This is a genomic window from Saccharomonospora glauca K62, assembly GCF_000243395.2.
Lineage (GTDB): Bacteria > Actinomycetota > Actinomycetes > Mycobacteriales > Pseudonocardiaceae > Saccharomonospora > Saccharomonospora glauca.
The window spans coordinates 836,993-847,557 of sequence record NZ_CM001484.1; the positions used below are offsets into that span (position 1 = coordinate 836,993).

Genomic DNA, 10,565 nt, shown 5'->3' on the forward strand with positions numbered 1-10,565 from the left:
CCGCCCTTACTCGATCATCGATTGACTCAATGCGTCCATCTCGTCGGTGTAGGCACTGCCGAGTTCCTCCAAATAGCGCAGCACCGCCGCGGCTTCCTCTTCGTCGATCTTGGACAGTGCGAAACCCACGTGGATGAGGACCCAGTCACCGGGGGAGGGAGGATCGTCCGAGAGCAGCCCGATGTTGATCGTCCTGCGTACCCCGCTGACGTGCACTCTGGCGAGGTCGGGGCGATCGGGCAGGACCTCGACGATCTCACCGGGAATGCCGAGACACATCGACACCACCCCTTTCCACCGCGTCGGCGGCCAGGCGCCGTACCAGCCGGGCCGCCTCGTCCACGGCGGCGGCCACCGGTTCGCTCAACCCCATTCCCTCCGCCACCGTGAGCGGTTCGCAGCCCACGACGTAGACACGGCCGGGAGTACCACCGAGCCTGCGCAGCAGGGCGAGCACGGCCGCCGGGTGCATGCCGTGGGCGTCGAGGACGGGGCCTTCGTCGCTGTGTTCGGAGGGCGGCAGCGAGGTGGCGGGGTCGGCGTCGAGCACGTAGACGGTCCCCGGTTCCCCGCCCCTGCGCATGGCGTCGACGAAGATGGTGGTCTCGTAGTTCCCGTCGAGCAGCTCGTAGGCCAGGTGTACGCCCCTGACGCCGTAGTCGGCGACGACGGCCTGTGGTGGCAGATCACGTGTGGACAGTCGCGAGACCACCTCGACGCCGAAACCGTCGTCGCCGTGGAAGACGTTGCCGATGCCGGCGATGAGCACCCTGCTGGTCACGGTTCCACCTCCCCGGTCCAGGGCTCGACCTCGTCGGTGGTGAAGTACCGATAGCGTCCCTGCGCGAGCTGCCATTCCTCGGCGGGATCGCCGTCGACCGTGACCGCGAGGAAGATCGTGCCGTCGACGTCCTCCACCACGCTGCGCACGGTGGCCACTCGACCGTCGACGAACATGTCCTGCGCGTCCGTGACCCGGCGGGTGCCGTTGCGCGGTCGCAGCACCACCTTGCTTCCCGTGCCGATCTCGGTGTCGCCGACGTGCACGACGCGGACGCGGCCGTGCATCGACTCCCGTGGTTGGTGGGGCAGGTTCTCGACGCGGTCGATGATGCGGCGGGCCCGTTCGTCGGTGGCCCGAGCCTCGCGCTTCTCGGCCTCGGTGAGGGTGAGCGTGCGCAGGGTCAGCATCTCGTCGATCTCGCACGCGTCGAAGAAGTCGCCGTGGCTGCTGGGGTCCACTTTCGGATGGTCGTACAGGATGATCGGCGACGACAGCATCACGTCGTCGCTGCCCACGGGACCGACGAGCACCGGCCACGTGTGCTCGTTGACGCAGCCCTTCGCGTACTCCTTCGCCTCCTCCGGCGGGTCGAGCAGGGACAGGAACCGGCCGCCCCGCAGGGTGAGGATCGTGTGGGCCGCGATGAGCGAGTGCCGCAGCGCCTCATCCCTGGTGTACCCCGAGCAGTCCACGGTGGCCGTGTTGACCACCGTCACGTGCAGTCGCACCAGTCCCGGCAGTCGCTCGGCCCGGCACCGGAGTTCGGCCGTCAACGGCTGCTTGCGCCGCACCACCCGGCCGCCGTCGACCGCCGTGATCAGTTCTCCGCCACGGACGATCACCGGCAGGCGGTGTTCGGATTCGAGCAGGTCGCGGACGGGCAGCGTCACGTCGCGTTCGCACTCCACCGCCTCGTCCCACGGCAGCAGTTCGTCCTCGCCGACGATCAGGGCGTCGACCTCCCGGTAGCCGCCGGGTGCGTCTTCCCGCTCGATCTCCACCGTGCGGCGTTGCGCCTGGAGGAACCGCAGGCACACGTGCAGTTCGGCCTCGGGGGAGATCTCGGCGAGACACTCCGTGCGGCACGAGGTGTGCTCGCCCGTGCCCATGGCCGCGTACGACGGCGGCACGAGCACCCCGAACTGCCAGCGAACGTGGTTCTTCCGCGCCGAGGCTCGGTACGGGTAGAGCACGTAACCCTCGTAGAGCACGGCGTCGGCGACGGCACGGACTCCCTCCAGCGCTGTTCCGTCGGTCATTGCGCCCCCTCCGCCGCGAGTTCGGCGAGTACGTGGTAGATCGTCGTCTGGGCTTCCTGCACGCGGTGTACCGACGACGACGGCACCCGGAAGAGGAAGTCGATCGAGTCCAGTTCGGCCATCCGACCGCCTTCGCCGCCCGTGATGCCGATCGTGAGCATCCCGATGCGGTGCGCCTCGTCGAACGCGGCGAGGAGGTTGGCCGAGTTGCCGCTGGTGGACAGCCCCACGGCCAGGTCCTCGGGACGGCCGAGCGCGGCGATCTGCCGGGAGAACACCAGGTCGAACCCCACGTCGTTGCTCAACGCGGTGACCACGGCGGCCTCCGCGGTGAGGGCGAAGGCGGGCAGTGGCGGGGTTCCCGGCGGCGGATCGAGGAACTGGGTGGCAAGGTCGGCCGCGTCGGTGGAACTGCCGCCGTTGCCGAAGGAGAACAACCGGCCGCCACGGGCGAACCGCTCGGCCATCGCCGCCCCGCACGCCGCGAGCAGTTCGCCCTGCTCGCGATGGACGCGCCGCCGCAGCTCCATGATCTCCCGCACCTTGTCCTCGGTCGAGCGGCGGACCTCGGCCAGGACGGCGTCCACGGAGCGCGCACCGCTCGCCGCGGTGTCGTCGTAGAGGAACGGGTACAGCGAACTCATCGCGTCGGTCATCGGGGCACCCCGATCGCTTCCTTGGCGTGTACGAGCAGTTCCGCACCCGGACGCAGGCACGCGGGATCGACCAGCGCCACGCTGATCTCCTCGTGGCCGGACCCCGTGTCCACCAGGGCCAGGTCGTCGTCGAGCAGCCGCACCACACGGACGACGACGGCGGTGTCGGAGCAGGTCACGCACACCTCGTCGGTGCAGGTGAGACGGTCGTCCGCGGGCGTGGTCACGACACGGCCTCCGGGGTCAGCACGCCGGGGTGTTCGAGGAACACGTGCACCAGCTCCCACAGGACGTGGTAGATGGTCACGTGCGCCTCCTTGACGATCCGGGGATCGTCGGAGTCGGCTCGGAGCACGTGGTCGACGGCCGCGCTACGCGCCACGGCCCCGCCGTCGCCACCCACGAGCGCGACGGTGAGCAGGCCGAGTTCGTGGGCTTGTTCGAAACCGCGGACCACGTTGGCGCACTCGCCGTCCACCGACAGCCCGAGCGCGATGTCACCCTCGCGGGCCAGGTGCCGCAGTTGGTGGGCGAACACCTCCTTAAATCCCACCCTGGCGGCGATGCCGGTCATGGTGGCGATGTCGGCGGTCAACGCCAGCGCGGGCAGCGCCCGCTTGCCCACGATCACGGGGTGGACGAACTCCACGGAGATGTGTTGCGCGTCGGTCGAACCGCCGCCGTTGCCGAACACGATGAGCGTGCCGCCGCGGTGGAACCGCGCGGCCATCGCGTGGCAGGCGCGGGCCACGGGCTCGGCCTCGTGCAGCAACGTTTCCATTGGGCGTCGACGACGTTCCAGGGCGGCGTCGACGACGGTGTGGGGGACATGGCGGTCAGGCAATGGTCGTCCGGGCCTTCGTTTGCGATCACTGTGGACGGTCCGCGTGCGGCGAACCGGGGACGTGACCAGAAGTTACGGTCCGGGCACGAGTGGCACAAATCGATGTTCGGAACCAAGAACACGCTGTCCTACAAGGCAAAACCAGTGTTGCTACCCGGCTTCGGCTCCGTCCAAACATGTCCACTCCGGACGAGCTCGACGGCGTGCGATCTCCGCCTTCCCAGCCCACTGTGAACTCATGAGCACACAGGCCAGTGCCACCGGCGTCGACGAGGTGCACATCCTCTGGACCTCCGAGGGGATGAGCTGCGACGGCGACACCGTGTCCGTCACCGCAGCGTCCCTGCCCAGCATTGAGGACGTGGTGCTCCGGGCGGTGCCCGGCATTCCCAAGGTGCACCTGCACAACAAGGTGCTCGCCTACGAGACCGGAGACGACTTCCTCAAGCCGTTTTTCCAGGCCGCGAACGGTGAACTCGACGCGCCGTTCATCCTCGTCGTGGAGGGGTCCATCCCCAACGAGAACGTCCACGCCGAAGGCGGTTTCTGGTCGGCGATGGGAAACGACCCGGAGACCGGCCAGCCCAAGACCCTCAACCGGTGGATCGACGAACTCGCCCCGAAAGCGTGGGCAGTCGTCGCGATCGGCACCTGCGCCACCTATGGCGGGATTCACGCGATGGCGGGAAACCCGACCGGGTGCATGGGGCTCGTCGACTACCTCGGCGAGGACTTCCGGTCGGCGGGTGGACTGCCCGTGATCAACGTTCCGGGCTGCCCGGTGCAGCCGGACAACTTCATGGAGACCCTGCTGTGGGTGCTCCACCAGGCGGCGGGGCTCGCGCCCACCATCCCGCTGGACGACCAGCTTCGCCCGCAGTGGTTGTTCGGCAAGACCGTGCACGAGGGGTGCGACCGCGCGGCCTACTACGAGCAGGCCGACTTCGCCCACGACTACAACTCGCCGAAGTGCCAGGTCAAGATCGGCTGCTGGGGTCCGGTCGTGAACTGCAACGTCACCAAGCGCGGCTGGATGGACGGCGTCGGTGGCTGTCCCAACGTGGGCGGGGTGTGCATCGGCTGCACCATGCCCGGATTCCCCGACAAATTCATGCCGTTCATGGACGAACCACCGGGTGGCTCGTTGTCGTCGGCGCTGCTGCGCGTCTACGGCCCGTTCGTGCGCACTATGCGCGGCATCACCAACGCCAGCGCGAACACCGAGCCGAAGTGGCGACACCCCGGCGACAAGCTCACCACCGGTTACCGGCCCCGTTACCCCCGAGCCTGACACCACCAGGAGCGACTCACCCATGTCCCAGACGCAGCGCGAGGTCTCCGCCACAACCCAGCGGGAACTGGTCGAGGTCAACTTCGACCCGATCACGCGGATCATCGGAAACCTCGGCATCTACACGAAGGTGGACTTCACCAACAACGAGGTCGTCGAGTGTCGGAGCACCTCGTCGCTGTTCCGCGGCTACAGCGTGTTCATGAAGGGCAAGGACCCACGCGACTCGCACTTCATCACCAGCCGTATCTGCGGCATCTGCGGCGACAACCACGCCGTGTGCTCGATCTACGCCCAGAACATGGCCTACGGGGTGAAGCCGCCGCCGCTGGCGGACATGATCATCAATCTCGGCGAGGCGGCCGAGTTCATGTTCGACCACACGATCTTCCAGGACAACATGGTCTTCGTCGACTTCTGCGAACGCATGGTCGCCGAGACCAACCCGAGTCTGCTCAGACGCGCCGAGACGACCGAGGCCCCCCGCGGTGAGGTGCACGGTTACCGGACCATCGCCGACATCATGCGTGCCTTCAACCCGTTCGAGGGTGAGGTCTACAAGCGGGCCCTGGAGGTCAGCCGGATCACGCGCGAGATGTGCTGCCTCATGGAGGGCAGGCACGTCCACCCGTCCACGCTCTACCCCGGCGGGGTGGGGACGGTGGCCACCCCGCAGGTGTTCACCGACTACCTGTCGCGTCTGCTGCGCTGCCTGGACTTCGTCAAGCAGGCCGTGTCCATGAACGACGACGTCTTCGACTTCTTCTACGACGCGCTGCCGGGCTACGAGGAGGTCGGCCGCCGGCGCATCCTGCTGGGCTGTTGGGGCTGTTTCCAGGACCCGTACTCGGTGGACTACCGCTACGAGAACATGGCCAACTGGGGCCGTGACATGTACGTCACGCCCGGCATCGTGGTGGACGGGGAGCTGCTCACCAACAACCTCGTGGACATCAACCTCGGCATGCGCATCCTGCTCGGCAGCTCCTACTACGACGACTGGGTGAACGAGCAGACCTTCGTGAAGCGGGACCCGCTCGGCAACCCGGTCGATCAGCGACACCCGTGGAACCAGACCACGCTGCCCGTCCCTCAGGCCCGTGACCTGGAGAACGGCAACTACAGCTGGGTGATGAGCCCGCGCTGGTTCGATCCGGGCAGCGGCGAACACCTGGCCCTCGACACCGGTGGCGGCCCGCTGGCAAGGCTGTGGTCGACGGCGTTGAACGGTCTGGTGGACACGCCGTACGTGAAGGCGACCGGCGGGGCGGTGCGGATCGACCTCCCGGCCACCCCGCAGTCCCCGGAACTGCGGTTGGAGTGGCGGCCCCCGCGGTACGCCAACACGCTCGAACGCGACCGGGCGCGCATGTACTTCGTGGCCTACGCCGCGGGCATGGCCCTGCACTTCGTCGAGCAGGCGCTGGAGGAGGTCCGCTCGGGCAACACGAAGGTGTTCGAGAACTTCGACGTGCCCGACGAGGCCATCGGGGTCGGCTTCCACGAGGCCGTGCGCGGCGTGCTGTCGCACCACCTCGTCATCCGCGACGGCAAGATCGCCAACTACCACCCCTATCCGCCGACGCCGTGGAACGCCAGTCCCCGCGACGTCTACGGCACGCCGGGGCCGTACGAGGACGCGGTGCAGGGCACGCCGATCTTCGAGGAGAACGGCAGGGAGAACTTCAAGGGCATCGACATCATGCGCACGGTGCGCAGCTTCGACCCCTGCCTGCCGTGCGGCGTGCACATGTACCTCGGGGAGGGGCAGGTGCTCAAGAAGGTCGCCTCGCCCACGTTCGGCGCGGCGCATCCGGGGCAGTGATCGGCGATGACCGCACGTGGGATGTGGGACGTCGAGCGGGTCCGCCGGACGCTCGCGGAACTCGACGGTCGGCTCGCGGAACTGTCCGAGCGGGCCGATGCCGTGGCGCTCGACGCGGTCCGGACCCTCGTCGACGTCTACGGCGAGGCGCTGGCGCGCGTCACCGCCCTCATCGAAAAGGCCGCGCCGGAGGTGTCCGACGCGCTGGCCGACGACGAACTCGTCGGGCACCTCCTGCTGGTGCACGACCTGCATCCGCACGAGCCCGAGACCCGCATCCGGCGAGCACTCGCCGACCTGAGGCCCCGCATCGTCGCCGAGTTGACCGACTACGCCGACGACGGCGTCACGGTGGCGATCGAGGGCGTGGCTCGGAGCGGCGTCTCGGACGCCACCGAGACCGTGGAGGCCGTCGTGCGGGCCGTGGCGCCCGAGGTGACGGACGTGCGCGTGCGGCACCGGAGCGAGCCCGCGTTCGTCCCGCTCACGGCGGTGCGGGCGCGATGACCGAGCCGCTGCCCCTCGGCCGGCTCCGGGCACTGGCCCGGACGGCGGCCGTCGCCGAGAAGCCTCGCGGGGAAGGGCACCGGTGCGACCTGTGCGGCGAGGCCCTGCCCGCCGGGCACCGGCATCTGCTGGAGCTGTCCGTGCGGCGGCTGGCGTGCGCGTGCCGGGCGTGTGCGTTGCTGTTCGATCGCGGGACCACGGACACCGGCCGCTACCGCACCGTGCCGGAGTTGCGGGAACGACTCGCCGACGACCCGTTCGACGACGTCGGATGGGCGGCCCTCGGGGTGCCCGTGCGATTGGCCTTCCTCGTGCCCCACGACGACGGCGTGACGGCCCACTACCCGAGTCCACTCGGCGTGGTGGGCACGGACGTGGAGCGGGAGGCATGGGAACACCTGGTCCGCCGACGGCCCGAGCTGGCACGCCTCGTCCCGGAGGTGACGGCGTTGCTCGTGCACCGCGCCGCGGGCGAGCACTGGCTCGTCGGCATCGACGAGTGCTATCGGCTCACCGCGCGGGTACGCGGTAACTGGACCGGAATGACAGGAGGTGACGAGGTATGGCGCGAGATCGATCGCTTCTTCGCCGAATTGCGGAGCGGCGTCGCTCCGGGCTGATTCTCGGCAAGCCCGACGTGAGGGTCGACCTGCCCTCGCACACGCGTGGGGTGAAGCAGGGAAACAGCAGGGGCAACTACGCCAAGCAGCCGGGCCACCTGCCCGACGGAAGATCGACGGCCGCGAGGTCCACGGGCATCCGCCCGCGTGCCCGGAATCCCATCCTGCCCGGAATGCCGAACCTCTCGCCGCCGTGACCGACATGACCGACACGACAGGTATGACAGGCACGGCGCTGTCCGCCCCCGAGTTGTCGTGGGCGATCACCGGCGTGGACACCGCGCCGCTGGACGCCGTTCCCACCCTGCGGTTCCGACTGTGCGTCGGCTGCCGGGGAGTCGAATCGGTGCGGTCGCTGACGCTGGCGGTGTCCGTCCGCATCGTCGCGACCCTGCGCGACTACACCGCGGAGGAGCGCGCGCGGCTGCGTGGCGTGTTCGGGACCCCCGACCAGTGGGCGTCCGGTATCGGCGAGCTGGTGTGGGCGCGACCGGTGGTGCACGTGCCCGGCTTCACCGACCACACCGAGGTGGAGGTGCCCGTTCCCTGCGGCCAGGACGTGGAACTGGCGTCGGTGAGCTACCTCTCGGCGTTGTCCGGCGGTGACGTGCCGTTGCGGTTCCAGTTCAGCGGCACGGTGTTCCACAGCCGGGGTGGCCGGCTCGAAGCGGCGCGCCTGCCGTGGGACAGCGAGGTGAAGTACCGGTTGCCGGTCGAGTGCTGGCAGCGGATGCGCGAGACGTACTTCGGCTCTTATCGCTGGGTGAGGGTGGCGGAGTCGGTGTACCGGCGGTTGGACGACTACCGCGTACGCCACGCGTACCGCTCCCCGGAGGAAGCGATCGAGTCCCTGTTGAAACTGTCCGGGAGGGTGTGATGACACGTGAAGTGATGAAGAGGCGTCCCGGAGCCCGCCAGCTCGTGGTGCGGGTGCTGGCGGGAGCGTTCGGCGCCGTGGTGCTGGGCGTGCTGGCACGGGAGCTGCCCGCCCTGGTGCGCTACGCCAAGATCCGGTCGATGTAGCCCGGCCGGCGCGCGGTCTTCAGCGTTCGAGGAGTTGGCCGTTCCGTAGCTCCCAGTTCCGGTTCGTGTCGACGGCTCCCGCCAATCGCCGGTCGTGGGTCACGAGGATCAGGGTGCCGGTGTAGGCCGACAGCGCCGACTCCAGTTGCTCGATCGCCGGCAGGTCGAGGTGGTTGGTCGGCTCGTCCAGGATCAGGAAGTTCACGTCCTTGGCCTGGAGCACCGCCAAGGCCGCCCTGGTGCGTTCGCCGGGGGAGAGGCTGCTCGCCGGGCGGGGCACGTGTGCCGCGCCGAGCCCGTACTTCGCCAGCAGGGTCCGGGCCTCCTCGGGGACGAGGCCCGCCTCGGCGCAGAAGGCGTCGAGAAGCGTCTTCTCGCCGTAGAACAGGCGCCGGGCCTGGTCCACCTCGCCCACCATCACCCCGGAGCCGAGCATAGCCTCACCGCGGGTCGGCCGGGTCCGGCCGAGCAGGGTCGACAACAGGGTGGTCTTGCCCGCCCCGTTGGCCCCGCGAATCGACACTCGATCCGCCCAGCTGATCTCCAGGTTCACCGGTCCGAGGGTGAACTCGCCGCGGTCGACCACCACGTCGCGCATCCGGGCGACGACCGCTCCGGCGCGGGGAGCGTGCGCGATCTTCATGCGTAGCTCCCACTCCTTGCGCGGCTCCTTCACTTCTTCCAGACGTTCGATCTGGCGTTCGATCTGCCGGATCCTGGACGCCTGCTGCTCGCTCGACTCCGCGCGGTGCTTCTTACCGATCTTGTCGGAGTCGGACGACTTGCGGCGGGCGTTTCGGACTCCCTTCTCCATCCACTGGCGATGGGTCTGTACGCGCGCCTGGAGCGCGGACACCTTCGCGGCGTACTCCTCGTACTTCTCGCGTGCCCGCCGCCGCAGGATCGCGCGCTCTTCGAGGAAGGCCTGGTATCCCCCGCGATAGACTCGGACCTCCTGTTGTACCGGATCGAGTTCGACAACCTGGGTCACCGTCCGGGCGAGAAACTCGCGGTCGTGGCTGACCACGACGCTGCCGACCCGCAGGCCCTTGACGAACTCCTCCAGCTTTTCGAGCCCCTCCAGGTCGAGGTCGTTGGTGGGTTCGTCGAGCAGGAAGATGTCGTAACGGCTGAGCAGCAACGAGGCGAGGCCCACCCGCGCGGCTTGGCCGCCGGACAGGCTCGTCATCGGCTGCTCGGGACTGATGCCGGGTGCGGTGCTGCCGAGCACCTGGGTCGCGCGGTCGTCGAAGTCGGCGCCGCCGAGGGCGAGCCAGGTGTCGAGGGCGGCCGCGTAGCCGTCCTCCGCGCCGGATTCGCCGTTGGTCAGCGCCTCGGTCATCACGGTGAGTCGGCGTTGTGCCTCGGCCACGCCGGTGCGTCGAGCCAGGTAGTCCCGGACCAGCTCACCGGGACGACGTTCGGGTTCCTGAGGCAGGTAGCCGATGTTGGCGTCGGCCGGGTGACACCGAACCAGGCCGGACTGCGGCGCGAGGTCTCCGCAGAGGATGCGCAGCAACGTGGACTTCCCCGCTCCGTTCGCCCCGACCAATCCGACGACGTCGGTTTCGGAGACGACGAGGTCGAGCTCGGAGAACAGCACCCGATCGCCGTGAGCTGCTGAAATTTGCTTCGCGACCAGTTCGGCACCCATAGTCGCTGCATCCTAGTGGTGGGGCCGTCTCGCCTGGTGAAGTAAACGGTGCGCGGTGCGGACGTTCCACAAGTGAGGTTCGAATTCTTCGAACCGGCCTCC

General features: G+C 68.8%; 14 protein-coding genes. 7 read left to right on the forward strand and 7 right to left on the reverse strand.

What is annotated here, in order from left to right; all coding sequences use genetic code 11:
* Positions 1 to 6 precede the first annotated feature (6 nt).
* Genes SACGLDRAFT_RS04060 through SACGLDRAFT_RS04085 form a run of 6 tightly spaced genes read right to left on the reverse strand, consistent with a single transcriptional unit; the run spans position 7 to position 3,480 of the window.
* Positions 7 to 279, reverse strand: coding sequence for a HypC/HybG/HupF family hydrogenase formation chaperone (locus tag SACGLDRAFT_RS04060; RefSeq protein ID WP_005461970.1), 273 nt, complete (start codon positions 277 to 279; stop codon positions 7 to 9).
* Positions 257 to 781: a hydrogenase maturation protease gene (locus SACGLDRAFT_RS04065; RefSeq protein WP_005461972.1), complete on the reverse strand. Its 525-nt coding sequence runs from the start codon at positions 779 to 781 to the stop codon at positions 257 to 259. Before SACGLDRAFT_RS04065 ends, SACGLDRAFT_RS04060 begins: the two co-directional genes overlap by 23 nt.
* Complete coding sequence (locus SACGLDRAFT_RS04070; RefSeq protein WP_005461974.1) at positions 778 to 2,043, reverse strand: hypothetical protein; 1,266 nt, start codon at positions 2,041 to 2,043, stop codon at positions 778 to 780. Before SACGLDRAFT_RS04070 ends, SACGLDRAFT_RS04065 begins: the two co-directional genes overlap by 4 nt.
* Entirely contained in the window at positions 2,040 to 2,699 is a 660-nt protein-coding gene (locus SACGLDRAFT_RS04075; protein ID WP_005461977.1) for a D-sedoheptulose-7-phosphate isomerase, read from the reverse strand. The genes SACGLDRAFT_RS04070 and SACGLDRAFT_RS04075 overlap by 4 nt, the downstream gene beginning before the upstream one ends.
* Positions 2,696 to 2,926, reverse strand: coding sequence for a hydrogenase assembly protein HupF (locus SACGLDRAFT_RS04080; protein ID WP_005461978.1), 231 nt, complete (start codon positions 2,924 to 2,926; stop codon positions 2,696 to 2,698). The genes SACGLDRAFT_RS04075 and SACGLDRAFT_RS04080 overlap by 4 nt, the downstream gene beginning before the upstream one ends.
* Entirely contained in the window at positions 2,923 to 3,480 is a 558-nt protein-coding gene (locus SACGLDRAFT_RS04085; protein ID WP_085978102.1) for a D-sedoheptulose-7-phosphate isomerase, read from the reverse strand. Before SACGLDRAFT_RS04085 ends, SACGLDRAFT_RS04080 begins: the two co-directional genes overlap by 4 nt.
* Positions 3,481 to 3,781: 301 nt before the next feature.
* Between SACGLDRAFT_RS04085 and SACGLDRAFT_RS04090 the strand changes: the two genes are divergently transcribed.
* From SACGLDRAFT_RS04090 to SACGLDRAFT_RS22455, 7 genes are read left to right on the forward strand one after another with little or no spacing between them, the layout of a single operon-like run.
* A complete protein-coding gene (locus tag SACGLDRAFT_RS04090; protein WP_005461982.1) occupies positions 3,782 to 4,834 on the forward strand; it encodes an NADH-quinone oxidoreductase subunit B family protein in 1,053 nt (350 codons plus the stop codon).
* A 22-nt stretch (positions 4,835 to 4,856) separates the two neighbouring features.
* Positions 4,857 to 6,659: a nickel-dependent hydrogenase large subunit gene (locus SACGLDRAFT_RS04095; protein ID WP_005461984.1), complete on the forward strand. Its 1,803-nt coding sequence runs from the start codon at positions 4,857 to 4,859 to the stop codon at positions 6,657 to 6,659.
* Between the two features lie 6 nt (positions 6,660 to 6,665).
* Positions 6,666 to 7,166 carry a hypothetical protein gene (locus SACGLDRAFT_RS04100; protein WP_040918517.1) on the forward strand — a complete coding sequence of 167 codons (501 nt, stop codon included), beginning with the start codon at positions 6,666 to 6,668 and terminating at the stop codon, positions 7,164 to 7,166.
* Entirely contained in the window at positions 7,163 to 7,786 is a 624-nt protein-coding gene (locus SACGLDRAFT_RS04105) for a DUF5947 family protein (RefSeq protein WP_005461988.1), read from the forward strand. The genes SACGLDRAFT_RS04100 and SACGLDRAFT_RS04105 overlap by 4 nt, the downstream gene beginning before the upstream one ends.
* A gap of 17 nt (positions 7,787 to 7,803) precedes the next feature.
* Positions 7,804 to 7,983 carry a hypothetical protein gene (locus tag SACGLDRAFT_RS21760; protein ID WP_232284069.1) on the forward strand — a complete coding sequence of 60 codons (180 nt, stop codon included), beginning with the start codon at positions 7,804 to 7,806 and terminating at the stop codon, positions 7,981 to 7,983.
* Positions 7,984 to 7,988: 5 nt separating this feature from the next.
* Positions 7,989 to 8,663, forward strand: coding sequence for a DUF6084 family protein (locus SACGLDRAFT_RS04110; RefSeq protein ID WP_005461992.1), 675 nt, complete (start codon positions 7,989 to 7,991; stop codon positions 8,661 to 8,663).
* Positions 8,663 to 8,809, forward strand: a complete 147-nt coding sequence (locus SACGLDRAFT_RS22455; RefSeq protein WP_005461996.1) for a hypothetical protein — start codon at positions 8,663 to 8,665, stop codon at positions 8,807 to 8,809. Before SACGLDRAFT_RS04110 ends, SACGLDRAFT_RS22455 begins: the two co-directional genes overlap by 1 nt.
* A gap of 19 nt (positions 8,810 to 8,828) precedes the next feature.
* On the opposite strand, the gene SACGLDRAFT_RS04115 is transcribed toward SACGLDRAFT_RS22455, so the two are convergent.
* Positions 8,829 to 10,463: an ABC-F family ATP-binding cassette domain-containing protein gene (locus SACGLDRAFT_RS04115; protein ID WP_005461999.1), complete on the reverse strand. Its 1,635-nt coding sequence runs from the start codon at positions 10,461 to 10,463 to the stop codon at positions 8,829 to 8,831.
* Positions 10,464 to 10,565: the final 102 nt, after the last annotated feature.